The 23,092-nt window shown below is 71.1% G+C and carries 23 protein-coding genes and 1 pseudogene; 8 read left to right on the forward strand and 16 right to left on the reverse strand.

Annotated features, from left to right (window positions below):
* Nucleotides 1-10: 10 nt before the first annotated feature.
* Nucleotides 11-1,906, reverse strand: a complete 1,896-nt coding sequence (locus tag ACFYXM_RS08135; RefSeq protein WP_389287966.1) for a PQQ-binding-like beta-propeller repeat protein — start codon at nt 1,904-1,906, stop codon at nt 11-13.
* Between the two features lie 521 nt (nt 1,907-2,427).
* Nucleotides 2,428-4,254 (reverse strand): ABC-F family ATP-binding cassette domain-containing protein, encoded by a 1,827-nt coding sequence (locus tag ACFYXM_RS08140; protein ID WP_389287968.1) that lies wholly within the window; start codon nt 4,252-4,254, stop codon nt 2,428-2,430.
* A 298-nt stretch (nt 4,255-4,552) separates the two neighbouring features.
* Between ACFYXM_RS08140 and ACFYXM_RS08145 the strand changes: the two genes are divergently transcribed.
* Entirely contained in the window at nt 4,553-4,804 is a 252-nt protein-coding gene (locus tag ACFYXM_RS08145) for a type II toxin-antitoxin system Phd/YefM family antitoxin (RefSeq protein WP_389288293.1), read from the forward strand.
* Nucleotides 4,801-5,061: a Txe/YoeB family addiction module toxin gene (locus ACFYXM_RS08150; protein ID WP_389287970.1), complete on the forward strand. Its 261-nt coding sequence runs from the start codon at nt 4,801-4,803 to the stop codon at nt 5,059-5,061. Before ACFYXM_RS08145 ends, ACFYXM_RS08150 begins: the two co-directional genes overlap by 4 nt.
* A gap of 27 nt (nt 5,062-5,088) precedes the next feature.
* Here the strand turns inward: ACFYXM_RS08150 and ACFYXM_RS08155 are convergent, their stop codons facing one another.
* The 5 genes from ACFYXM_RS08155 to rsmI all read right to left on the reverse strand — a co-directional run bounded on the left by ACFYXM_RS08155 (nt 5,089) and on the right by rsmI (nt 9,604).
* The gene (locus ACFYXM_RS08155; protein ID WP_389287972.1) at nt 5,089-5,991 is read right to left on the reverse strand and encodes a 4-(cytidine 5'-diphospho)-2-C-methyl-D-erythritol kinase; all 903 of its coding nucleotides are present in this window, start codon (nt 5,989-5,991) and stop codon (nt 5,089-5,091) included.
* The gene (rsmA, locus tag ACFYXM_RS08160; protein WP_389287974.1) at nt 5,988-6,959 is read right to left on the reverse strand and encodes a 16S rRNA (adenine(1518)-N(6)/adenine(1519)-N(6))-dimethyltransferase RsmA; all 972 of its coding nucleotides are present in this window, start codon (nt 6,957-6,959) and stop codon (nt 5,988-5,990) included. Before rsmA ends, ACFYXM_RS08155 begins: the two co-directional genes overlap by 4 nt.
* Before the next feature lie 143 nt (nt 6,960-7,102).
* On the reverse strand, nt 7,103-7,999 hold the full coding sequence (locus ACFYXM_RS08165) for a TatD family hydrolase (RefSeq protein WP_389287976.1): 897 nt from the start codon (nt 7,997-7,999) through the stop codon (nt 7,103-7,105).
* 145 nt (nt 8,000-8,144) lie between these two features.
* On the reverse strand, nt 8,145-8,558 hold the full coding sequence (locus tag ACFYXM_RS08170; protein ID WP_389287978.1) for a hypothetical protein: 414 nt from the start codon (nt 8,556-8,558) through the stop codon (nt 8,145-8,147).
* A gap of 158 nt (nt 8,559-8,716) precedes the next feature.
* Nucleotides 8,717-9,604 carry a 16S rRNA (cytidine(1402)-2'-O)-methyltransferase gene (gene rsmI / locus ACFYXM_RS08175; RefSeq protein WP_389287980.1) on the reverse strand — a complete coding sequence of 296 codons (888 nt, stop codon included), beginning with the start codon at nt 9,602-9,604 and terminating at the stop codon, nt 8,717-8,719.
* Nucleotides 9,605-9,841: 237 nt separating this feature from the next.
* Between rsmI and ACFYXM_RS08180 the strand changes: the two genes are divergently transcribed.
* Complete coding sequence (locus ACFYXM_RS08180; protein WP_389287982.1) at nt 9,842-11,698, forward strand: dolichyl-phosphate-mannose--protein mannosyltransferase; 1,857 nt, start codon at nt 9,842-9,844, stop codon at nt 11,696-11,698.
* Nucleotides 11,699-12,522: 824 nt separating this feature from the next.
* Here ACFYXM_RS08180 and ACFYXM_RS08185 read toward each other — a convergent pair.
* Together ACFYXM_RS08185 and ACFYXM_RS08190 are read right to left on the reverse strand one after the other, a co-directional pair.
* Nucleotides 12,523-12,807 (reverse strand): hypothetical protein, encoded by a 285-nt coding sequence (locus ACFYXM_RS08185; RefSeq protein ID WP_389287983.1) that lies wholly within the window; start codon nt 12,805-12,807, stop codon nt 12,523-12,525.
* A gap of 323 nt (nt 12,808-13,130) precedes the next feature.
* On the reverse strand, nt 13,131-13,550 hold the full coding sequence (locus tag ACFYXM_RS08190) for a DUF6578 domain-containing protein (RefSeq protein ID WP_389287985.1): 420 nt from the start codon (nt 13,548-13,550) through the stop codon (nt 13,131-13,133).
* Between the two features lie 322 nt (nt 13,551-13,872).
* On the opposite strand from ACFYXM_RS08190, the pseudogene ACFYXM_RS08195 reads away from it, so the two are divergent.
* Together ACFYXM_RS08195 and ACFYXM_RS08200 are read left to right on the forward strand one after the other, a co-directional pair.
* A pseudogene (locus tag ACFYXM_RS08195) lies at nt 13,873-14,048 on the forward strand (site-specific integrase); the annotation flags it as partial.
* A gap of 357 nt (nt 14,049-14,405) precedes the next feature.
* A complete protein-coding gene (locus ACFYXM_RS08200) occupies nt 14,406-16,040 on the forward strand; it encodes a penicillin-binding transpeptidase domain-containing protein (protein ID WP_389287986.1) in 1,635 nt (544 codons plus the stop codon).
* 161 nt (nt 16,041-16,201) lie between these two features.
* On the opposite strand, the gene ACFYXM_RS08205 is transcribed toward ACFYXM_RS08200, so the two are convergent.
* Entirely contained in the window at nt 16,202-16,582 is a 381-nt protein-coding gene (locus ACFYXM_RS08205; RefSeq protein WP_389287987.1) for a hypothetical protein, read from the reverse strand.
* Nucleotides 16,579-16,839 (reverse strand): hypothetical protein, encoded by a 261-nt coding sequence (locus tag ACFYXM_RS08210; RefSeq protein WP_389287989.1) that lies wholly within the window; start codon nt 16,837-16,839, stop codon nt 16,579-16,581. The genes ACFYXM_RS08205 and ACFYXM_RS08210 overlap by 4 nt, the downstream gene beginning before the upstream one ends.
* Here ACFYXM_RS08210 and ACFYXM_RS08215 point away from each other — a divergent pair.
* The 3 genes from ACFYXM_RS08215 to ACFYXM_RS08225 all read left to right on the forward strand — a co-directional run bounded on the left by ACFYXM_RS08215 (nt 16,797) and on the right by ACFYXM_RS08225 (nt 18,135).
* Complete coding sequence (locus ACFYXM_RS08215; protein WP_389287991.1) at nt 16,797-17,060, forward strand: Scr1 family TA system antitoxin-like transcriptional regulator; 264 nt, start codon at nt 16,797-16,799, stop codon at nt 17,058-17,060. The two genes, ACFYXM_RS08210 and ACFYXM_RS08215, sit on opposite strands and share 43 nt — an antisense overlap.
* On the forward strand, nt 17,057-17,266 hold the full coding sequence (locus tag ACFYXM_RS08220; protein WP_389287993.1) for a DUF397 domain-containing protein: 210 nt from the start codon (nt 17,057-17,059) through the stop codon (nt 17,264-17,266). Before ACFYXM_RS08215 ends, ACFYXM_RS08220 begins: the two co-directional genes overlap by 4 nt.
* A 263-nt stretch (nt 17,267-17,529) precedes the next feature.
* Nucleotides 17,530-18,135: a hypothetical protein gene (locus tag ACFYXM_RS08225; RefSeq protein ID WP_389287995.1), complete on the forward strand. Its 606-nt coding sequence runs from the start codon at nt 17,530-17,532 to the stop codon at nt 18,133-18,135.
* A 106-nt stretch (nt 18,136-18,241) separates the two neighbouring features.
* On the opposite strand, the gene ACFYXM_RS08230 is transcribed toward ACFYXM_RS08225, so the two are convergent.
* The 5 genes from ACFYXM_RS08230 to ACFYXM_RS08250 form a co-directional block, all read right to left on the reverse strand.
* Entirely contained in the window at nt 18,242-19,084 is an 843-nt protein-coding gene (locus ACFYXM_RS08230; protein ID WP_389287997.1) for an SDR family NAD(P)-dependent oxidoreductase, read from the reverse strand.
* On the reverse strand, nt 19,081-20,241 hold the full coding sequence (locus tag ACFYXM_RS08235) for a serine hydrolase domain-containing protein (protein ID WP_389288295.1): 1,161 nt from the start codon (nt 20,239-20,241) through the stop codon (nt 19,081-19,083). The genes ACFYXM_RS08230 and ACFYXM_RS08235 overlap by 4 nt, the downstream gene beginning before the upstream one ends.
* A 144-nt stretch (nt 20,242-20,385) precedes the next feature.
* Complete coding sequence (locus ACFYXM_RS08240) at nt 20,386-21,171, reverse strand: energy-coupling factor ABC transporter ATP-binding protein (protein WP_389287999.1); 786 nt, start codon at nt 21,169-21,171, stop codon at nt 20,386-20,388.
* 22 nt (nt 21,172-21,193) lie between these two features.
* The gene (cbiQ, locus tag ACFYXM_RS08245) at nt 21,194-21,955 is read right to left on the reverse strand and encodes a cobalt ECF transporter T component CbiQ (RefSeq protein ID WP_389288001.1); all 762 of its coding nucleotides are present in this window, start codon (nt 21,953-21,955) and stop codon (nt 21,194-21,196) included.
* 1 nt (nt 21,956) lies between these two features.
* Nucleotides 21,957-23,030: an energy-coupling factor ABC transporter permease gene (locus tag ACFYXM_RS08250; protein ID WP_389288003.1), complete on the reverse strand. Its 1,074-nt coding sequence runs from the start codon at nt 23,028-23,030 to the stop codon at nt 21,957-21,959.
* Nucleotides 23,031-23,092 lie beyond the last annotated feature (62 nt).

Below are 23,092 nucleotides of genomic sequence, written 5' to 3' on the forward strand. Positions count from 1 at the left end.
TCGCGGACCGTCAGTTGCCGAAGGCCATCATGGTCTTCGTCTCCAGCTCTTCCTTGTCGTTGCTCGCGCTGACCCGGCCGCTCGCGATGAAGCACCGGCCGTCCGCGTAGACGACCTTCGAGTCGAAGAAGCTGCTCTCGATCCTGGACGTCGACGCGGGGTGGCTCAGCAGCATCTTCGGCGTGCCGCCGGTCGGGGCGAGGGTGGCGATGCCGCCGCCCTTGCTGTAACCGGCCTCCACGTAGAGCAGCACGTCACCGCCCTCCATGCGCAGCGGCTTGATCATGCGCTCGGCCGGGGCCGCGGCCTTCCACTTGGTCCTGCCGGTGTTCAGGTCGAACGCCACGACCTTGTTCGTACGGCCGAGGCCGGAGTCCGGCGCGGTCGCCATGTAGAAGGTGTTGGCGTCGGCGGCGACACCGGTGCAGCCGTCCAGGGACTTGCCGAAGATGCCGAACGCGCTGCCGCAGCCCGGCGCGAACTTGTCGCCCTTGTCACTGGTGAGGCCGGTGCGGAGCGTCCCGTCCTCCCTGAGGGCGAGGATGCTCCACTCCTTGTCCTTCTTCAGGGAGACGACCAGCGGGCTCACCGAGAAGACCCGGTCGACCTCCCACCCGCGCTTGGGCTGGTACGTCCACCTGGGCTTCCCGCTGACCGGGTCGATCTCCTGGATCTGGTGCTGCGGGTTGTCGACGTCGCCGGTGCGGCAGTTGGAGGCGGCGATCAGCTTCGGGCCTCCGGCGAAGGCGAACGGCTGGCAGTTGCCCGGCTGCTTGCCGAACAGTTCCGTACCGTCGCTGACCCGGTAGGCGTTGGAGTTGCCGGTACGACCGACGGTGACCGTGTCCCCGCTGATGGCGAGCGAGATGTCCGACATCAGGTCCCAGATGCCGTTCTTCTTGATCGACTTCTTCCAGCCGGCCTTGCCGGTCTTCAGGTCGATCATCTGGAGGTCCGAGCAGTCCGCCCTGCTGGTGGTCCCGTTCTTGACCCCGATGACAATCTTGCCGTCGGTGGTGGTCTGCGCGGGCGCCGCACACAGGTCGGCGGGCAGGTCCACCTTCCACTTCGGCTTGCCGTCGGTCACGGAGTAGCCGGATATGCCGCGGTACATGCCCTTGACGACGGTGTCGCCGACGACCCAGGGGCCGTGGACGTCCGAGCCGTTGCGCGGCAGGTCGATGTCGTTCTTCAGCAGCCAGAGGACCTTCGCCTCGCCCGGCTTGCGCCCGACGTTGAGGTCCTCGTCGACGACGCGTCCGTCACCGCTGCCGTCACCCTGGTCGACGGACGGCGACGCGCTCGGGCCGCCGTCGTCGCTCTTCTCCGCGACGGGCTTCTTGTCGTCGCCGTCCCCGCTCGTGGCGACGTAGACGCCACCGCCGATCAGCAGGAGCGCGGCGGCCGCGGCGCCGGCGATCAGCGCGGGCTTCCGCTTGGACGCGCCGCCCCCGCCCTGGCCGCCGGGGAGCGGCGCGCCGGGGAACTGCTGCTGCGGGTAGCCGGGGCCGGGCTGCGCGGGCCGGCCGTACGGGCCCGGCTGCGTCGGCTGGTTGTACGGGCCGGGCTGCGTCGGCTGGTTGTACGGGCCCGGCTGCTGACCGTACGGGCCGGGCTGCTGACCGTAGGGCCCCGGCTGCTGGTTGTACGGGCCGGGCTGCGTCGGCTGGTTGTACGGGCCCGGCTGCTGGGGGTAGCCGTGACCGGGGGTGCCGGGCGCCTGACCGGGGGCCTGCGGGTAGCCGTATCCGGGCTGCGCGGGCGGCGGGGTCTGCGGAGCCGGCGAGGTCTGCGGGGACGGTGGAGTCCGCGGCGGCCCCTGCGGCGGCAGAGGGCTCCCCGGTGGCGGCTCCTGCGGTGCGCCGAAGCCTCCCTGCGGCGGTTGCTGGTCGGGCGGCTGGCTCATCAGCACGTCCCCCTTCGTGCGGTCCGGTGCCCGTTCCGGTCTCCCCCGCGATTCCGAGGAGCACAAAGAGTCCGACAAGACTCCCTGAACTCCACGAAAAGGAGCGAATCGGGCATGGTTCCCGCGGTGTTACGACAGTCGAGCGGGGCTTCTTTGTACCACCCGCAACACCCGGCCCACCGGGTCGGTCCACCCCCCGTTCCCAAGGGAGAACCGCCCCGTGATGCCCTCGTTACGCCCCCGGCCGCGGACCGGGCGGTTCCCCGCCCCCGCACCTAGTGCCGCTCCCGGCAACGTTTGCCCCGTCGCGCCGCCCAGCACGCACGCTCGCGGCGTTGGCCAAAAGCCCACGTAGCCCCGCTACGAGGGCTTCCGGCCGCCTTGCGATCGCACGCACCGGACGACGCTCCTTACGGGGCAAACCTTGCCGGTCACGGCACTAGTGGGTGTGTGCCCGTCAATTCCCGAAACCCACCATGATGCCGTACGTCGTCACGCGCGCTGCGGCCGGGCCCGAAAGGTCAGGCGTTCTCGGCCAGTTCCAGCCAGCGCATTTCCAACTCGTCGCGCTCCGCGACCAGTTCACGCAGCTCCGCGTCCAGCTTCGCCACCTTCTCGAAGTCCGTGGCGTGCTCCGCGATCTGCGCGTGCAGGGCGGTCTCACGCGTCGCCACCTTGTCGAGCTGCCGCTCCACCTTCTGCAGCTCCTTCTTGGCCGCACGGGCGGCCTGCGCGGAGAGCGTCGTGGTCGGCGCGGCCTGCTGCCCGGCAGAGGCGGGCGCGGCGGGCGCGGCGGAGGGGGTCGCGGCCTCCTCCATCCGCCGTCGGCGTTCCAGGTATTCGTCGATCCCGCGCGGCAGCATCCGCATCGTGCGGTCGCCGAGCAGGGCCATCACCCGGTCCGTGGTCCGCTCGACGAAGAACCGGTCGTGCGAGATGACGATCATCGATCCGGGCCAGCCGTCGAGGAGGTCCTCCAGCTGAGTCAGGGTCTCGATGTCGAGGTCGTTGGTGGGCTCGTCGAGGAAGAGGACGTTCGGCTCGTCCATCAGCAGGCGCAGGATCTGGAGCCGTCGCCGCTCACCGCCCGAGAGGTCGCCGACCGGGGTCCACTGCTTCTCCTTCGAGAAGCCGAACTTCTCGCAGAGCTGGCCGGCCGTCATCTCCCGGCCCTTGCCCAGGTCGACCCGGTCGCGTACCTGCTGAACGGCTTCCAGCACCCGCAGGTTCGGGTCGAGTTCGTGGACCTCCTGGGAGAGGTAGGCCAGCCGGACGGTCTTGCCGACGGCGACCCGCCCGGCGGCGGGCTGGGTCTCGCCCTCGGTGCGGGCCGCCTCGGCGAGCGCCCGCAGCAGCGAGGTCTTGCCCGCGCCGTTGACGCCGACCAGGCCGATCCGGTCGCCGGGGCCGAGCTGCCAGGTGAGGTGTTCGAGCAGGGTCTTGGTGCCCGCGCGTACGGTCACGTCCTCCAGGTCGAAGACGGTCTTGCCGAGCCGGGCACCGGCGAACCTCATCAGTTCGCTGGTGTCGCGCGGCGGCGGGACGTCGGCGATGAGCTCGTTGGCCGCCTCGATGCGGTAGCGCGGCTTGGAGGTGCGGGCGGGGGCGCCGCGGCGCAGCCAGGCCAGCTCCTTGCGCATGAGGTTCTGGCGCTTGGTCTCCTCGGTCGCGGCGATCCGTTCCCGTTCGGCGCGTGCGAAGACGTAGTCGCTGTAGCCGCCCTCGTACTCGTGGACGGTGCCGCGCTGGACGTCCCACATGCGGGTGCAGACCTGGTCGAGGAACCAGCGGTCGTGGGTGACGCAGACGAGCGCCGAGCGGCGTGCCTGGAGATGACCGGCCAGCCAGGAGATGCCCTCGACGTCGAGGTGGTTGGTCGGCTCGTCGAGGACGATCAGGTCCTGTTCGGCGATGAGCAGCTTGGCCAGCGCGATGCGGCGCCGCTCGCCGCCGGAGAGCGGGGCGATGACGGTGTCCAGGCCGTGTTCGAAGCCCGGCAGGGCGAGTCCGCCGAAGAGGCCGGTGAGCACGTCGCGGATCTTGGCGCTGCCCGCCCACTCGTGGTCGGCGAGGTCGCCGATCACTTCGTGGCGGATGGTCGCCTGCGGGTCGAGCGAGTCGTGCTGGGTGAGCACGCCCATGCGCAGGCCGCCGCTGTGGGTGACGCGTCCGCTGTCCGCCTCCTCCAGCTTGGCGAGCATGCGGATGAGGGTCGTCTTGCCGTCGCCGTTGCGGCCCACGACACCGATCCGGTCCCCCTCGGACACGCCGAGGGACACGTTGTCGAGCAGGGCACGGGTGCCGTACACCTTGCCGACCTGCTCGACGTTGATCAGATTGACGGCCATTTCACTCCTGCCCCGGGGTTCGATCGACGTCCCAGGGTAGTCGGCCCGCGGCCGGGGCAACGCTCGGCGACCGGCCACGGGGGGCGGTACGGCCGCGGGGGCGGTCACGAGCGGCCCCGGATCCGGGAGGCGCGACGCTCCCGGCGCACGAGCCGGCGAAGAAGAGCCTGCGGATCGGCTGAGCAGAACGGCGGCACGGCAGGGTCCCGCCCTGGGGCCTTGCTCTTCCCTCTCCGAGCGACGTACATTTTCCTGTACGTACAGGATTCCGTACATGCGAATCAACTGGGAGGCAGCCGTGCGGACGATGACCTACACCGAATCGCGGGCGAAGTACGCCGAGACCCTTGACGCGGTCGTGGACGACCGCGAGGAGGTCATAGTGACACGCGCCGGACATGAGCCGGTGGTGATCGTCGCGCTCGACGAGTACGAGTCGCTCAAGGAGACCGCTCATCTGCTCCGGAGCCCCGAGAACGCCCGTCGTCTGCTGGCGGCCATCGACCGTCTGGAGACCAGCGGGGGCACGGTGCGGGAGCTCGCCGAATGAAGTTCGTCTGGGACGAGTCCGCCTGGGAGGACTACACCTGGTGGCAGGTGCAGGACAGAAAGGTTCTCAAGCGGATCAACGCACTGCTGCGAGACGTCGCCCGGAACGGGAACGAGGGATCGGGTAAACCAGAGCCCCTGAAGCATGGCTTCCAGGGCTACTGGTCCCGCCGGATCACCGTTGAGCACCGGCTCGTCTACAAGGTGGTCGACGAAGAGGTCCGCATCGCCGCCTGTCGCTACCACTACGGCCGGTAGGCCCGGGCGCACGGGGCCGTCGGACCGTCACACCTGTCGGACGACAGCGGCTCCCGGCGCCGGGGACACCGCGGTCCGGGCGTTGCGGCAGGTCCCCGAGGCGATCAGCGCCTCGGCCACCTTGCGTGCCGCCTCCTCGTCCGCCACCAGGAACGCGGTGGTCGGCCCGGAGCCCGAGACCAGGGCGGCCAGGGCGCCGGCCGCGCTGCCCGCGGCGAGGGTGTCGGCCAGGGCCGGACGCAGCGAGAGCGCGGCGGGCTGGAGGTCGTTGCCCAGGGCGCCCGCGAGGGCGGTGGTGTCCCCGGTCCGGAGCGCGTCCAGGAGCGCCGGGGACGCGACGGGGACCGGGATGTCCGTACCGGCGGTGAGGCGGTCGAACTCGCCGTAGACGGCCGGGGTGGAGAGCCCGCCGTCGGCGACCGCGAACACCCAGTGGAACGTGCCGCCGACCTCGATCGGGGTCAGCCGCTCACCGCGTCCTACGCCGAGAGCGGCGCCGCCGACCAGGCTGAACGGGACATCGCTGCCCAGTTCCGCGCAGATGGCGAGGAGTTCGTCCCGGTCGGCGCCGGTGTTCCAGAGGGTGTCGCAGGCGAGCAGCGCGGCGGCACCGTCGGCGCTGCCGCCCGCCATGCCGCCCGCGACGGGGATGTCCTTGGCGATGTGGATGTGCACGTCGGGCTCGATGCCGTGCCGTTCGGCCAGGGCGATCGCGGCGCGGGCGGCGAGGTTCGTCGCGTCCAGCGGGACCTTCGCGGCGTCCGGGCCCGAGCAGGTGATCCGCAGCTCGTCGGCGGGGGTGACGGTGACCTCGTCGTACAGGCCGACGGCGAGGAAGACGTTGGCCAGGTCGTGGAAGCCGTCGGGGCGCGCGGCGCCGACCGCGAGCTGGACGTTGACCTTGGCGGGTACGCGGACGGTGACGCTCACTCGCCACTCCCTGAAGCCGTGTTCGTGTTGTTGTCGTGCGGGTCGGTGTCCGTGTCCGCACCCGGACCCGAGTCCTCGCGGGGCTTGTTCCCTCCCGGACCGGTCCCGCCCGGCTTGTTCTCGGCGATGGCGGCGAATTCCTCGACCGTCAGCGCCTCGCCCCGGGCCTGCGGCGAGATCCCGGCCGCGACCAGGGCGGCCTCGGCGGCGGACGCGGAGCCCGCCCAGCCGGCCAGGGCCGCCCGCAGCGTCTTGCGGCGCTGGGCGAAGGCAGCGTCGACGACCGCGAAGACCTCGGTCCGGCTCGCCCGCGTCGTGACGGGGTCGGTGCGGCGGACCAGCGACACCAGGCCGGAGTCCACGTTCGGGGCGGGCCAGAAGACGTTGCGGCCGATGGCCCCGGCCCGCTTGACGTCCGCGTACCAGTTGGCCTTGACCGACGGCACGCCGTAGACCTTGTTGCCCGGCCGGGCGGCCAGCCGGTCGGCGACCTCGGCCTGGACCATGACGAGGGTCCGCTCGATGGACGGGAACCGTTCCAGCATGGTCAGCAGCACCGGCACGGCGACGTTGTACGGAAGGTTCGCGACCAGCGCGGTCGGAGCCGGGCCCGGCAGCTCCCGGACCAGCATCGCGTCGGAGTGCACCAGGGCGAAGCGGTCGGCGCGTTCCGGCATCCGGGCCGCGACCGTGGTCGGCAGGGCCGCCGCCAGCACGTCGTCGATCTCGACGGCGACCACCCGGTCCGCCGCCTCCAGCAGCGCCAGGGTCAACGAACCGAGCCCCGGGCCGACCTCGACGACGATGTCGTCCGGGCGGACCTCCGCCGTGCGCACGATCCGGCGGACCGTGTTGGCGTCGATGACGAAGTTCTGGCCGCGCTGCTTCGTCGGGCGCACGCCCAGCGCGGCGGCCAGCTCGCGGATGTCTGCGGGGCCCAGGAGGGCATCGGGCTCTGTGGTGCTCACCCGGTAAGCGTACGGCCGTGCGGGAGAGGACTCGTCCCCGCGCGTGCCCGACGCCCGCGCGGGGCGGCACCACCGGTGGCGGCCGACGGCCCTAACGACCTGGGGAGCGGTAGGGAGCGCGCTCCCTACCGCTCCCCAGGTCGTTAGTAGTCGAAGGCGCGGGCGGTGTTGTCGGCGACGGCCTCGGCCAGGGTGTCCTCGTCCAGGCCCTTCACCTCCGCCATGGCCCGCAGCGTGACCGGGATGAGGTACGGGGCGTTGGGCCGCCCCCGGTAGGGCGCGGGCGTCAGGAACGGCGCGTCCGTCTCGACCAGGACCAGCTCCGTCGGGGCGACCGCGAGCGCGTCGCGCAGCGGCTGGGCGTTCTTGAAGGTGACGTTCCCGGCGAAGGACATGAAATACCCGGCGTCCGCGCAGATCCGGGCCATGTCGGCGTCGCCGGAGTAGCAGTGGAACACGGTCCGCTCGGGCGCTCCCGCGTCGGCCAGGACGCGCAGCACGTCCGCGTGCGCCTCGCGGTCGTGGATGACGAGCGCCTTGCCGTGCCGCTTGGCGATCTCGATGTGGGCCCGGAACGACTCCTCCTGCGCGGCCATGCCCTCGGGGCCGGTACGGAAGTGGTCGAGGCCGGTCTCGCCGACACCGCGTACGTGGTCGAGCGCGGCCAGTGCGTCGATCTCGGCCAGCGCCTCGTGCAGCGCTGCCGTCCCGCCCGCCTCACGCGCCCCCTGGCGCGACCGTCCTCCCCCAGACCTTGAGGGCTGGGAGGTGCCCCCTCGATCACCGTGCACGATGCGCGGTGCCTCGTTGGGGTGCAGGGCGACCGCCGCGTGCACGTTCGGGTGCGCGGCGGCGGTCTCGGCGGCCCACCGCGAGCCGGCGACGTCGCAGCCCACCTGGACCACGGTGGTCACGTTGACCGCGGCGGCCCTGGCCAGGCCCTCCTCCACGGTCGCGTCCTGCATGTCCAGGTGGGTGTGAGAATCGGCGACCGGCACCCGGAGAGGCTCGGGCAACGGCGGGGCTTCGGAGCGGCTCATGCCGTCGATCGTACGAGGGTCCTACGACGGCTCCCCGTACCAGCTCCCCCTGCCCGGGCGATCCGCACCCGGCACCCGATGCCGCATGCCCGGCCGTGTCCGGTCACGCCCGGTGGGACGCCGGTCACGCCCGGTGGGATGCCGGTCACTTCCGGTGGAACGGACGCAGCAGGTTGGACAGCTGCCAATGGTGCTGCTCACCCGTGGGCACATCTATGGCACCCCCGGCGCCGATGGGGCCCGCCGGGGCGACGAGGATCTCCGGACCGCCGGGGCCCTCCGCCTCGGCCTGGCCCGGCCGTGAGTGGTGCAGCAGTTGCTGGACGGTCGACACCCGTCCGGCCCGCATTATCCGGACGACGTGACCGCCGCAGTTCAGGCAGGTGGGCCTGGAGAGCGGCGAGGGCACTCGCTCTCCGTCCGCCTTGTAGATGATGAAGGGCTTACCGGAACCGTCGACGTGATGCTCTATCTCATAGGACTGTTCCCAGCCGCACCCGCACCTCATGCAAGCGAAGGCGTACGCCTCGTGCACGGTGGTTGCCGCGATCTCGCTCATGCCTGCTCCTTTGTCCTCCGGACCGGCACTCCGGGGAGTGGGTCCCCGGTCCAGTGGACGCCCGTACTGGCGGGAGCGCATCAGGCCCTGTCGAGTGTTGGAGCGGTTTTGGCCTTCTCATGGCAGAAAAGCCCGGTGCGCGGCTCGCGCTTTGCTTTTTACGATAGTCCTTTGCCTTCCGAAGGGCCGGTTCGCGCCGCGTTCTTTGCCGCTACGACGGCGTCGAAGACCTCGCGTTTGGGCAGTCCCGCCTCCGCTGCGACGGCGGCGATGGCTTCCTTGCGCCGCTCCCCCGCCTCCTCGCGCACCCGCACCCTGCGTACCAGCTCCTCGGCGTCCAGTTCCTCGGGTCCGGTGTCGGCCGCGCCCTCGACGACGACGGTGATCTCGCCGCGCACCCCCTCGGCCGCCCAGGCCGCCAGATCGCCCAGCGGGCCGCGCTTCACTTCCTCGTAGGTCTTGGTCAGTTCCCGGCACACGGCGGCCCGGCGGTCGGCGCCGAAGACCTCGGCCATCGCCGCGAGGGTGTCGTCGAGCCGGTGCGGGGCCTCGAAGAAGACCATGGTGCGGCGCTCGGCGGCGACCTCGCGGAGCCTGCCGAGCCGTTCGCCCGCCTTGCGCGGCAGGAAGCCCTCGAAGCAGAAGCGGTCGACGGGCAGGGCGGACAGGGCGAGCGCGGTGAGCACCGCGGACGGGCCGGGTACGGCGGTGACCCTGATGCCGTGCTCCACGGCGGCGGCCACGAGCCGGTAGCCGGGGTCGGAGACGGACGGCATCCCGGCGTCCGTGACCAGCAGGACGCGGGCGCCGCCGGTCAGGGCTTCGACGAGCTCCGGGGTACGGGCCGACTCGTTGCCCTCGAAGTAGGAGACGACCCGGCCCGTGGTGTGGATGCCGAGCGCCTGGGTGAGACGGCGCAGTCGGCGGGTGTCCTCGGCGGCGACGACGTCGGCCGACTCCAGTTCCGCGGCGAGGCGCGGCGGGGCGTCCGCCACGTCGCCGATGGGGGTTCCCGCGAGCACCAGCGTTCCGGTCGTGCCCGCCATGGCAGTCGCTCCATTCGTTCCGGTCGTTCCAGTCACATGGGCCATCCTCCCAGGACCACAGGGACCACCGGGACCGCAGGGACCATCAGGACTCCGGTGGCTACAGGGCCCTGGCCCCGTAGCCCCGAGAACTCCCGGGGACTCCCGGGGACTCCCGGGGCGGATGACGCGGGGCGGATGACGACGCCCGGACGGACGCGTCCCCTGCGTCGCGCGGCAGTTCCCTACGATGGCGCGGTGACGAGTACTGCGCCCGACGCCCGGCCGGGCAAAGACGCCGGACATCCGCACGGCGAGGAACCGCCGTCCTGGCAGCGACGGCTGCGCCGCTTCGGCCATGTGCCCCGGCCCGGGATCGGGCTGCGTGAGCGGCTGGTCCCCCCGTACACGCGGCCCGGTGCCCGACTGTGGGCGGTGCTCGGGATCTCCCCGGCCATGGCCGAGCGCCTGGTGCGGTGGTCCGCGTGGGGCGGTCCGCTGCTGGTCGCGCTGGTCGCCGGCGTGCTGCGGTTCTGGAGGCTCGGCAGCCCGCACGCGCTGATATTCGACGAGACGTACTACGCCAAGGACGCCTGGGCGCTGATCAACCAGGGGTACGAGGGCGACTGGCCCAAGGACATCGACAAGCTGATCCTGGAAGACCCGTCCGGGGTGACCGTCCCGGTGGACCCGGGCTATGTGGTGCATCCGCCGGTCGGCAAGTGGATCATCGGGTTGGGCGAGCAGCTCTTCGGCTTCACGCCGTTCGGCTGGCGGTTCATGGTGGCGGTGCTCGGCACGCTGTCGGTGCTGATGCTGTGCCGGATCGGGCGGCGGCTGTTCCGTTCGACGTTCCTGGGATGCCTGGCGGGGACGCTGCTCGCGTTCGACGGTCTGCACTTCGTGATGAGCCGCACCGCACTGCTCGACCTGGTGCTGATGTTCTTCGTGGTGGCCGCGTTCGGGGCGTTGCTGATCGACCGGGACCGGTCGCGGCGCAGGCTCGCCGACGCGCTGCCGGTTGACGAGGAGGGGGTGCTGCGACCCGACGTGGACGTGGCGGAGCATCTGCGGCTCGGGTGGCGCCCCTGGCGGATCGCCGCCGGTGTGCTGCTGGGGCTGGCCTTCGCCACCAAGTGGAACGGCCTCTACATCCTGGCCGCGTTCGGTCTGATGACGGTGCTGTGGGACGTCGGCGCGCGGCGGACGGCGGGCGCGATCCGCCCGTACACGGCGGTGCTGAAGCGGGACCTGCTGCCCGCGTTCGTCTCGACGGTCCCGGTCGCGGTCCTCACGTATGTCGTCTCCTGGACGGGGTGGATCGTCACCGACAAGGGCTACTACCGCGACTGGGCGCAGACCGACGGGAAGGGCGGCGCCTGGACCTGGCTGCCGGACTGGCTGCGCAGCCTGTGGCACTACGAGTACCAGGTCTATGAGTTCCATGTGAACCTGACCTCCGGCCACACATACGAGTCCAACCCGTGGAGCTGGATCGTGCTGGGCCGGCCCGTGTCGTACTTCTGGGCGGAGCAGCCGGGCTGCGCGGAATCGGCGACCGGCAAGTGCTCCCGCGAGGTGCTCGCCATCGGGACGCCGCTGCTGTGGTGGGCGGCGTGCTTCGCCCTGGTGTACGTGCTGTGGCGGTGGATCTTCCGGCGCGACTGGCGGGCGGGCGCGATCGCCTGCGGAGTGGCGGCGGGCTGGCTGCCCTGGTTCCTGTACCAGGAGCGGACGATCTTCCTCTTCTACGCGGTCGTGTTCGTGCCGTTCCTGTGTCTGGCGGTGGCGATGATGATCGGCGCGATGCTGGGCCCGGGGACGAGTGCGGTTGCTACGGGGACGGGCACTACGGGGACGGGCACGGGTAAGGGCCAGAGAACTGGTGCGGGCCGGGAAACCGGTGCGGATGCGGGCCCCGGACCGACGTGGGAGACCGGCCCGCCGGGCGGTGATGTGTCGAGCGATCGGCGCCGGATGGCGGGGGCGGTCGCGGCGGGCGTGCTGGTGCTGCTGATCATCTGGAACTTCATCTACTTCTGGCCGATCTACACGGGCACCCCGATCCCGGACGACGCCTGGCGCGAACGGATGTGGCTGGACACCTGGATCTAGCGGGGCTTGGTCAGAACCAGCGAGGGGCCGCAGTCGTCGACCGCGGCCCCTCGGTGGTTGTCGGTCATCCTCGGTGCTCGGTGGCTACCCCTGGACGGCCCAGAGACGGCCCAACGCCGCCGCCACTCCTTCCGGAACGGAGGAGCCCCACGCCCGCTGCGCCGTCTCGCTCCAGACACCTGACTCGACCGTTCGAGGATCCACAGCCTCACTCGGCGCCGTGAGTTTCGGTCCCGCACTGCACCTTCTCTGCCAACCGCAGACTGGCCCTCACAGCACACCAGCTGCCTCTTCGTCCCGAAGCAACTTGGACGGGGCCCCGCGAGTCCGGCCTACTTCTTGCGGCGCTTGCTCGCCCTCTTCTTCAGTTCGGCCTGGCCGCGCTTCGTCCAGTCACCTTGGTGGCGGTAGCAACGCGACGTGCCTTTCATCGTCTTGTTGCGGCAACTGCCTCGGTCCGTCGGCCAACCGCACTTCCCCTGCTTCCACTCACACGGTCCTTCCCCCCTTCCACTGGTCCGTCTTGGGCCCGGGCACCTAGCCTGGGGCACCTTGTCTACGCAGGGCAGGGCGCATGGCCGGCGGCAACAGGCGATCCGGGCGCACGCGGGTCAGTACGTCGGGCGCGCTCTTCGAAGTGCACGCTTTCCAACTGCTTTGGTGGGGTGGTGTGCTGTGTCTGGGGCCGTTCACCTGCGTTCATGGGCAGATGGCCGGTGGGGCGCACCCGGGTCCTGGTCTTTTCTGAACGGCCATGAACGCGGCTGAGTGAGACGGAAACTGAGACGGGCCTCGCTGTGCTGATCTGAGCGAGGCCATCGGGGCTACAGCCCGCGAAGCGCCTCGTAGAGGTCGCCGTAGGCGCTCCAGCAGTCGACACTGCCATCGTCGTTCAGACTGCCCATGTACCAGTCCTCATCGTTGACCGACTTCACCAGACACAGTCCGTGGAATCCAAGGATGATCTCAGGGTGGAGCCGTTGGTCTTCTCCCGGCCGGCCCACCCACGTCACGACGCGATCGGTGTCGAGAGCCATGGAGTCCCGATCTCCGGAGACGTCGCGGATCTCCTCCAAAGTCCACCCTGCCGGTAGCTGCCCGCCTGCCATCACATGATGATGACAGCTACCGCAGCTGAGTTGGGCGCTCCTGAGCCCCTTCAGAGCACCGCTTTAGGAGTTCGATCCGAGTCCGCTCCGACTGTGGTCATCGGCTGGTGCGACAGCCGGACAGAGACGCTGATGTACGTCCCCGTCCGGCGCCGTTTATGTCAGCGACCTTCTGATCCGTAGCTCTGACCGGATCGGCTGGCGACGGCCATACCGGCCGCTCTGAGGCCCCGGAGGGACGCTACGGACGGGGTCGGTTGCTGTGGTTGCGGTACGGAGCTGCTGTACAGCGAACAAACCGGAAGCCTGTCCCGCCAGCTCCCTCATTGGCCACGGACAGCCGCGCCTTCCGCCATGTCTGTGGCACGCCGGGCGGTCACCAGGTAGCCCGAGAAGCGAACGTCCGGCCTGCCCTTCGCCCACCCGTCCGCCTCTTTGACCGGAACCAGCACGGTCGTGCCCGGAACGGGGTAATTCACCTTGGTCGTGGCGCCCGGGGGTACCCCGTAGCGGCAGTGCACCTCGTCGATCGACAGCACCTCCAACCTGGTCGGTACAGGATCCTGCTCCTGGCCGTGATGCTCCTCGCGGAAATCGATCCCAGCCGCGCGCTCGCTACCGACGACGTCGGCATAGTCCTCCGGATCGACCTCCAGCAATACCCACGAGACAACATCCCCCGGCGCGAAGCTCTCTCCGCAGCACTGGATCTGCCAGTCATCGACCCAAATCGTCAACGTCATGCCGCCATTGTCCGTCGAGCGCCCTGCGCTCATGCGGGGCCTCGTAGATGATCTACGACACCCCCTTCAGGAGTTCGATCCGTGCCCGTGCCGCTGGCTCCCGCCCTCAGTGCGACTGCCGGGCAGGGATGCGGGTGCATGCAACCGTCTGGCCTCGTTGATGTCAGCCGTGGATGTCAGAGGTCACTCTGCGAGCAGCGCCTGAGCAGACGCGCTGGTCGGAGCGGGCCGCCGAGGCGCGCCGACTCATGTCGGCGCTCTCGAAGGCCGAGGGCGCCGTGGCTCCAGCGGGGCCTGACATCGTGGCCGCGGAAGTGTTCCTGACGCGGGGGAGAACACCCGGGCCCTGAGCCAGTACCTCGGTCACGCCGATCCCGGCTTCACGCTGCGCACGTACACCCATCTGATGCCCAGCAGCGAGGGGCGCGCCCGGAAGGCCGTCGAAGCCGCCTACAGGGCTCCCGGGACCATGATCACGGCCCAGAGGCGGCCCAGTAGGCCCCACGCGGCCCCGCCGGGCAGGAAAACCGCTGGTCGGGGCCGTTTGCGCCGCAGTACGCGAGGCTTCATCTACCTCTGGCCGATCTACACCGGCCCCCCGATCCCCGACGACACCTGGCGCGAACGGATGTGGCTGGACACCTGGATCTGACGAGCACCCCCAGTACCGCTCCCGGCACTGGATCCGACCGGCGTGTCCCGGCACGTCCCGATGCGTTCAGGCTGCACATATCCCGTTCCGATAACGGCGGTCCCGGTTGTCGGTGGTGTCCCGTAGGGTGCCCAGCGGCATCCGCTTGAACACGTTCACTTGAACGCGTTCGAGGGGGAACTCCTGGGGAGGGGACTGCAAGGATGCGCAGTGGAGCGAAGGTGGCGATCGTCGGCGGTGTGTTCGCGGTCGTGGCCGGCGGGGTGGGTTACGGGGCGTACAACGTCCTGAACACGCTCAACGACGCCAACGGCGGATCGGGGACGGGGACCACTTCCGCCGAGGTGCGGACGGGACCGGTCACCAAGGCGGAGATCGACGACGTGTCGAAGAGGTTCCTCGACGCCTGGGCGGGCGGTGACTCGGCCATCGCGTCGCAGCTCACCAACAACGCGACCGAGGCCGAACCGGTCCTCGCCGGCTACCGGGACGAGGCCCACGTCAGCCGGGCGGTGATCACTCCGGGCGCGGCGGTCGGCACGAAGGTGCCGTACACGGTGAAGGCGACCGTGTCGTTCGGCGGGAAGTCGAAGCTCTGGTCGTACGCGTCCGAACTGACCGTGGTGCGCGGTCAGACCACCGGCAGGCCGCTGGTCGACTGGAAACCCGCCGTGATCCACCCGGAGCTGACGGCCGGTGCATCGTTGAAGACCAAGGAGGCGTCGTCGCCGTCGATCGAGGCGGTGGACCACAACGGCAAGGTGCTCACCAGGGAGAAGTACCCCTCCCTGGGTCCGATCCTGGACACGTTGCGCGAGAAGTACGGGAAGAAGGCCGGCGGCACCGCGGGCATCGAGACCGTGATCGAGAGCGCGGAAGCGGGCGGCCCGGACAAGACCCTGGTCACCCTCGGCGAGGGCAGGCCGGGCAGGCTGCGGACCACACTGGACGCGAACGCCCAGGCGGCGGCCGAGACCGCGGTGAAGAAGTACAACCAGGCGTCGGTGGTCGCGATCAGGCCGTCCACGGGTGCGATACGGGCGGTCGCCAACAACCCGGCCGACGGATTCAACGCGGCGTTCCTCGGCAAGCAGGCGCCCGGCTCGACGATGAAGATCGTGACCGCGGCGACGCTGATCGAGAAGGGGCTCACCTCGGCGAACCAGAAGATCGAATGCCCGCCCACCGCGATGTACATGGGCCGCACCTTCAAGAACCTGGACGACTTCTCCATCCCGGACGGCACCCTGACGACGAGTTTCGCCCGGTCCTGCAACACCGCCTTCATCAAGCTGATCGACGACACCAAGGACGACGCGGCGCTCGCCAAGGAGGCCCGTGACGTCTTCGGGATCGGCCTGGACTGGCAGACGGGTGTGGCCACCTTCGACGGCAGCGTGCCGGAGGCCACCGGGGGCGAGGCCGCCGCCCAGTACATCGGCCAGGGCACGATCCAGATGAACGCCCTGAACGTCGCGTCCATCACCGCCACCGCGAAGAACGGCACCTTCCACCAGCCGATCATCGTCGACCCGGACCTCGACGGCCGCCCCATCGCCAGGGCCGCCCGTTCGCTGTCCCCGTCCGTGTCCCAGCAGCTCACCAACATGATGCGGCAGACCGCGAGTTGGGGCACGGGCAAGGCAGCGATGGCCTCGGTCGGCGGCGACAAGGGGGCGAAGACGGGTTCGGCGGAGGTGGACGGCCAGGCCACGTCCAACAGTTGGTTCACCGGCTTCAGCAACGACCTCGCCGCCGCCGCGGTCGTCCAGTCCGGCGGCCACGGCGGCGACGCGGCGGGCCCGGTGGTGGCGGCGGTGCTGCGGGCGGGGCCCTGAGCACGGCGCTGTCGATACTTCGGTTCTCTTTCGTGGTGGCGAGTGAGCAGCACGGCCCCGCCCATGCGCCACCGGGAGGCATCACGGGCGGGGGCTCCGCTTTCCCTCACCGCCCGTCCGGCGGCGCGTGACCGGACGAGCGGGCGGGGCTCCCCAGGCCGTTATTCGCCCGGCGTCCGCATGAACTCCGTTACGGGCAACGGGCGGGCGGTGAGCCCGTACCAGCCCACCTCGTCCCGGGTGATGAACTCGAACTCGGCCCCCGCCGCGAGCTGGTGCAACGCCTCGCCCTGACGCGCGTCGTCGACGGACCACGCGCGCAGCTCGGCCGGGGCGTCGGGAATGGACAGGGGCACACGCTGTAATCCGTACGGGGGAGTCCACGGGGTCCCCGGGTTCAGGTCCAGACCGTCCGCGAGCCGCTCGGCCTGACCCCGCAGCCACCGCAGCGCGAGCCGGGGAGACGCGACGGGCACCCCGCCGAGGCAGAGAGCCGTCCGGCCGTCACCCGCGTACGCCTCCACGAGGATCAGCCCCGTCACAGCAGCTCACCACGGCTGCGCGCATTGGCGCGGCCCAGCTCGGCACGCAGACGCTCTATCGGATCGGCCGGCCGGACACGGGCGGGATCCGCCTCCCACTCGGCCCCGCCACCGACCGGCCGCAACGACCAGTACGGGCCGGCGACCCCTCGGAACTCCCCCACGCGGTCGCCGTGGGCGGCATCCACCATGAGCGTGCCGGGGGCCGGGGGCCGTGGGGGCTCCTGCCCGTTCGGAGGGCCGTTCTTTGCAGGCACGCCTCGGCGAGCGTCGGGCGTTCGACCTTCCCGTCACGCTGCTGACCCTCCCGGACCGGTCTGCTGTCGCCTACGCAGAGTCCGCACAGCAAGGGCGATTGGAGCGCGATACGCGGTTCGTTCAGCCGCTGTTGACGGCCTACCATCATCTACAGGTAGAGGCAGCCTCCCAGGTAGCGTCAATGACCGTGATCAACGAGTTGCGAAAAGGCATCCTGTGACCACCGATTCCCCACACTGGTTCAAGTCCTCATACAGCAGCAACGGCGGCCAGTGTGTCGAGGTTGCCTCCAACCTCGCCGCCATGTACGACATCGTCCCCGTTCGCGACTCCAAGAACCCGAACGGCCCGGTGCTGAACGCCTCCGCCGACGCGTTCACGTCGTTCGTGACTGGTATCAAGTCCGACGATTTCAGCGCCATCTGACTGCAGGTCCTGCGCGCCCGCACCGAACACGACGAAAGCCCCGCCACGCCCCCGGATCGGAGGCATGGCGGGGCTTCGCCCACGCCGCACAACCGTACGTCGCGGGGCGGACCAGGGCGGGGGAGGCCGAGAGCGAGGGCCGACGGCCGAGGGCCGGCGGGACTCCGATGGGGTGAACGGGGCCGCAACCGCCCCGATGCGCCCGCCCCGGCGGGGGTGGGGCTGCTTGGATTCCCGTGTCTCGCCTCGCGCACTCCCCCGACATGGAAGAGGACACCGCCATGCCCAAGCACGCCCGTCCTGCAAGGGTCCTCGCCGCAGCCGTCCTGGCCCTGGCCGGGCTCGCCGCGGCCGGTCAGGCACCGGTCTCCGCGGCGCCCCTCTCCGGCAGCGACCTGATCAACAAGATGGACGGCAGCCGCCTGGCCCTGCACAACGACAGCACCGCCGACGGCGCCACCGCCATCACCCTGCGCGACCCCGCGTGGAAGTACAACACCGAGCGGTGGACGATCGACCTCTCCGCCTGGCAGGCGGACGCCCCCAACACCTACACCGCCACTCTGCGGAACGAGGCGGCGAACAAGTGCCTCCAGCCGAGCGCCGCGACGCCGCAGCGGGGCACCACGGTCGTCGTCCGGACCTGCGACGGCTCGCAGCTCCAGAAGTGGAGCCTGTACGCGGAGCGGGTCGGCGACAGCCACACGGGCTGGTGGACGTACCGCCCGATGGTGGACAAGAACCTCGCGCTCAGCCTGAACCGGTACAACGACGGCAGCTGGGACAGCCTCTACCTGAACATCGCCCAGCCCAGCTCCGACCGGCTGTGGCGCAGGGCCACCGACGACACCCCGCTGGCCAACGGCTGACCCGGCGGCCGGGCGTACAGCCCGTCGCCGTGTGAATCGTCGATGCCCGCTCCGCCGTACACCACGGCGGGGCGGGCATCGTGCCGTTGTCCCCCGATCCTCCCCCCTACTCCTCCGAAATCGCTTTCCGGAACCCGTAGTTGACGGCGGTCAGTCCGCCGTCCACCCGGAGCGTCGTCCCCGTGATCCAGGCCGCGTCGCGGGAGGCGAGGAACGCGACGGCGGACGCGATGTCCTCCGGCTCGCCGACCCGGCCGAGCGGGTAGAGGCCGCCGACCCGGGCCAGTTCGGCGTCCTTGCCCGCCCAGGCGTCGGTACGGACCGTGCCGGGGGCGACCAGGTTGACGCGTACGCCGCGCGGTCCCGCGTGGCCCGCGAGGGTACGGGTCAGGCTGGCCAGGCCCGCCTTGGCGGCGCTGTAGCCGTGGTTGCCGAAGTCCTGTTCGCCGTTGACCGAGCCGATGTTGACGATCGCGCCGCGCCCGGAGGCCACCAGGTGCGGGAGGGCGGCGCGGGCGCAGCGGTACGGGCCGGTGAGCGTGATGTCCAGGTCGCGCTGCCAGGACTCGTCGGGTTCGTCCTCGAAGAGCGGAGTGTCGGCGGTGCACGCGTACGCGTTGTTCACCAGCACGTCGAGGGAGCCGAACGCGGCGACCGCGTGCGCGACCGCGGCCTCGACCGCCGCCCGGTCGGCCACGTCGCAGGGCAGCGCCTCCGCCGTCGCGCCCGTGGCGCGTATGGCGGCGGCGGTGTGCCCGGCGCGGTCGCCGTCCAGGTCGGTGACCAGGACCCGGGCGCCCTCGGAGGCCAGGCGGCGGGCCGTGGCCGCGCCGATGCCCCGGCCCGCTCCGGTGATGAGCGCGCCGTACCCCTCGAACCGTGAACCGGCCCGAGGGGAAGGGGAGTCGGTGCGGGCGGCGGGGGAATCGGAGGAAGCAGCAGAAGTCATAGCGCCGAACGTACTGCCCTGATCAGCGCCTGGGCACGGGGATCGGCGGTGACTCCCTTCTGCAGACCATTCGTCACATAGCCGAGCGCTATGCCGGATTCGGGGTCGGCGAAGCCCAGCGATCCGCCCCGGCCGGGGTGCCCGAAGGAGCCGGGGGCCAGCAGCGGGGCGGCCGGTCCGTGCAGCATGTAGCCCAGCCCGAAACGGGTGTTGACGACCAGGACCCGGTCCGGTCCGACCGACTCCTCGGTGCGGGCAAGGGTGAGCGTGGCGGGGGCGAACAGCCGGTGTCCGTCGACCGGGCCGATCATCGCGGCGTAGCAGCGGGCCAGGGCACGGGCGGTGGCGATGCCGTTGGAGGCGGGGAGTTCGGCCGCCCGGTAGCCGGGGTCGTTCTCGTCGGGCAGCGGGTCGATGGCCCCGAAGGCGCGGCGGGTGAGGGACATCGGGTCGCGGTACGCCTCGGCGACGGACCGCTTGGGACGCAGCCGCAGGGCGCCGCCGCCCGGTCCGTCCGGAGTCCCGACGGGACCGATCCGTCCCACCCGGTGCGCCTCGTCGGCCGGGAGGCCGAACCAGAAGTCCAGGCCGAGCGGGCGGGCGATCTCCTCGGCGATCCAGCGGCCGACCGTGCGCCCGGTGACCCTGCGCACCAGTTCACCGATGAGGAAGCTGTAGGTCTGGGCGTGGTAGCCGTGTCCGGTGCCGGGCTCCCACTGGGGACACTGGGCGGCGACGGCCTGCGGCCCGGAGATCCCGTCGGTGGCCTCGGAGGGGGTCAACGGGCAGTCGAGGGCGGGGATGCCGGCCCGGTGCGCGAGGAGGTGGCGGACCGGGACGCGTTCCTTGCCGCCCGCCTTGAACTCCGGCCAGTACGTGCCGACCGGCGCGTCGAGGTCGAGCTGGCCGCGCTGGTGCAGCAGCAGCGGTACGGCGGAGGCGATGCCCTTGCCCGCGGAGCGGACGATCTGGACGGTGTCCACGGCCCACGGTTCGCTGCCGTCGACGTCTCTCGTACCGGCCCACAGGTCGACGACCTTGCGGCCGTCCCGGTAGACCGTGACGGCCGCGCCGCGTTCGCCGCGCTGCTCGAAGTTGCGGACGAAGGCGTCCCGGACCGGTTCGAATCCGGCCGCCACCGTGCCGCGTACGTCCACGCCTGCTGCTGCGTTCCCGCTCATCCCTCCATGGTGCATCCCCCGGTGGGGTGAAAGGGTGGCGGGTCACCGGATGTTCACGGTCCCGGGGCGCGCGGACGCACCCGGGTCCGACCGGGCCGGGAACGTCCGCCGCGACGGCGCTCAGCGCGCCGGGGCGTCCACGGTGACGGAACGCGGGTCGAAGCCGAAGGGCAGCTCCAGGCGGTGGGCGCGCATCAGCTCCTCGTCGCAGAGCAGGTCCTGGGTGCGGTCGTCGGCGGCGATGACGCCCTCGCTCAGGATCACCGAGCGCGGGCAGAGTTCCAGGGCGTAGGGCAGGTCGTGCGTGACCATGAGCACGGTGACGTCCAGGGCCCTCAGGATGTCGGCCAGTTCGCGCCGCGAGGCCGGGTCCAGGTTGGACGACGGCTCGTCCAGGACGAGGATCTCCGGCCGCATGGCGAGGACGGTGGCGACGGCGACGCGGCGGCGCTGCCCGAAGGAGAGGTGGTGCGGCGGGCGGTCCGCGTACGCCTCCATGCCGACCCGCTTCAGCGCCTCGGTGACGCGTTCCTCCAGTTCGGCGCCGCGCAGCCCGGAGGAGGCGGGTCCGAAGGCCACGTCCTCGCGGACGGTGGGCATGAAGAGCTGGTCGTCGGGATCCTGGAAGACGATGCCGACGCGGCGGCGGATCTCCGCGAGGTTGCGTTTCTCCACGGGGAGCCCGGCGACGAGGACGGTGCCCGCACCTGCGTCGAGGATGCCGTTGAGGTGCAGGACGAGGGTGGTCTTGCCTGCCCCGTTCGGGCCGAGCAGCGCGACGCGCTCGCCCCGGCCGACGGTGAGGTTCACCCCGAAGAGGGCCTGGTGACCGTCGGGGTAGGCGTACGCGAGACCGCTGACCTCCAGCGAGGGCGCGGCGGCGGACGTGGGCGTGGGTGTGCTCATGCGGTCCATCCGGCAGACGTGCTCATACGGTCCATCCCAGCAGACACACGACGAGGGCGAGGACGGGGAGGGCGGCGGCGTGCGCCCACTGGGTCCGGGAGGCCGTCACCTCGTCGATGACCGGCATGGAACCGGCGTAGCCGCGGCTGACCATGGCGAGGTGGACGCGTTCGCCGCGCTCGTACGACCGGATGAAGAGCGCGCCGGCCGACTTGGCCAGGACACCCCATTGGCGTATCCCGCGTGCCTCGAAGCCGCGCGAGCGGCGGGCGATCGACATCCGGCGCATCTCGTCGGTGATCACATCGCCGTAGCGGATCATGAAGGACGCGATCTGGACGAGGAGCGGGGGCAGCCTGAGCCGCTGGAGGCCGAGCAGCAGCGACCGCAGTTCGGTGGTGGAGGCGAGGAGCACGGAGGCGGCGACGCCGAGGGTGCCCTTGGCGAGGACGTTCCAGGCGCCCCAGAGGCCGGGGACACTGACGGTGAGGCCGAGCACCTGGGTCTGTTCTCCGGGCACCACGAACGGCATGAGCAGCGCGAACGCGACGAACGGCACCTCGATGAGCAGCCGCTTGAGCAGGAATCCGGCGGGGATCCGGGCCAGGGCGGTGACGGCGCCGAGCAGTGCGGCGTACAGCGCGAACGCCCATATCGCCTCGCGCGGTGTCGAGACGACGACCACGACGAAGCAGAAGGCGGCGGCGAGCTTGCAGTGCGGCGGCAGCTCGTGGACCGGCGATCGGCCGGGCCGGTGGAGCCGGTGCGCGTGGCCGGCGCCCATGTCAGGCGTCTTCCCCGCCGCGCGCGCTGCCGGCGGTCGCGGCGGCGATGGTCGCGTCCGGGGTGCGACGGCGGCGGATCATGTAGAAGACCCCGCTGCCCACCGCGACCGTGACACCGACACCGATCACTCCGGCGAGGCCGCCGGAGAGCCGGGCGTCGGAGACGTCCTTGACGCCGTAGTCGGCGAGCGGGGAGTCCTTGGCGGCGTGTTCCTCGGTCTTCTTGTCGATGCCCTGGTCGGCGGCGACCTTCTCCAGGCCGTCGGGGGACGAGGAGGCGTAGAAGGAGACGAAGCCCGCCAGGACGAGGGCGGTGGCCAGGCCGACGGCCCAGAGGCCCCGGTTGGAGCGGGCGGCGACCGGGGCGACGGGCTGCCGGGCGGGGGCGTCGACGAGTTCGCCGTCGACCCGGAGCTTGAGCGGGGCGGCGAGTCCGCGGGCCCCGTGCACCAGGTCGGGGCGCACGGCGAGGACGGCGCCGACGGTCAGCGCGGTGATCACGGCCTCGCCGACGCCGATCAGCGTGTGGACGCCGACCATAGCGGTGAAGGCCTTGCCGATCGGGATGTCCGTGGTGCCGCCGATCCAGTAGATCAGCGTGAAGGCGCAGGCCGCGGCCGGTACGGAGAGCAGGGCGGCGACGAAGGACGCGACGGTCGTGGAACGACGCGACCGCGGCAGCACACCGGTCAGCCCGCGGAAGACGGCGTACGCGACGACGGTGGTCACGATGCCCATGTCGAGCACGTTGACGCCGAGCGCGGTGAGGCCGCCGTCGGCGAACAGGATGCCCTGCATGAGCAGGACCACGGAGACGCAGAGCACCCCGGTGTACGGCCCGACGAGTATCGCGGCGAGCGCCCCGCCCAGCAGATGCCCGCTGGTGCCCGCCGCGACCGGGAAGTTCAGCATCTGCACCGCGAAGATGAACGCGGCCACGAGACCGGCCAGCGGCGCGGTGCGCTGATCCTGTTCCCGTCGCGCGCCCCGCAGGCTGACGGCGACCGCGCCTGCGGCCACGACTCCGGTGACGGCGGAGACGGGTGCGTCGATGAATCCGTCGGGTACGTGCATGGGGCCTCCGCTTCCTGCGGTCCCGCGTGGTCGCGGAGGTCGGATGTCGTGAACAGCTCAAT

It is taken from the genome of Streptomyces sp. NPDC002476, from assembly GCF_042889785.1.
Taxonomy (GTDB): Bacteria; Actinomycetota; Actinomycetes; order Streptomycetales; family Streptomycetaceae; genus Streptomyces.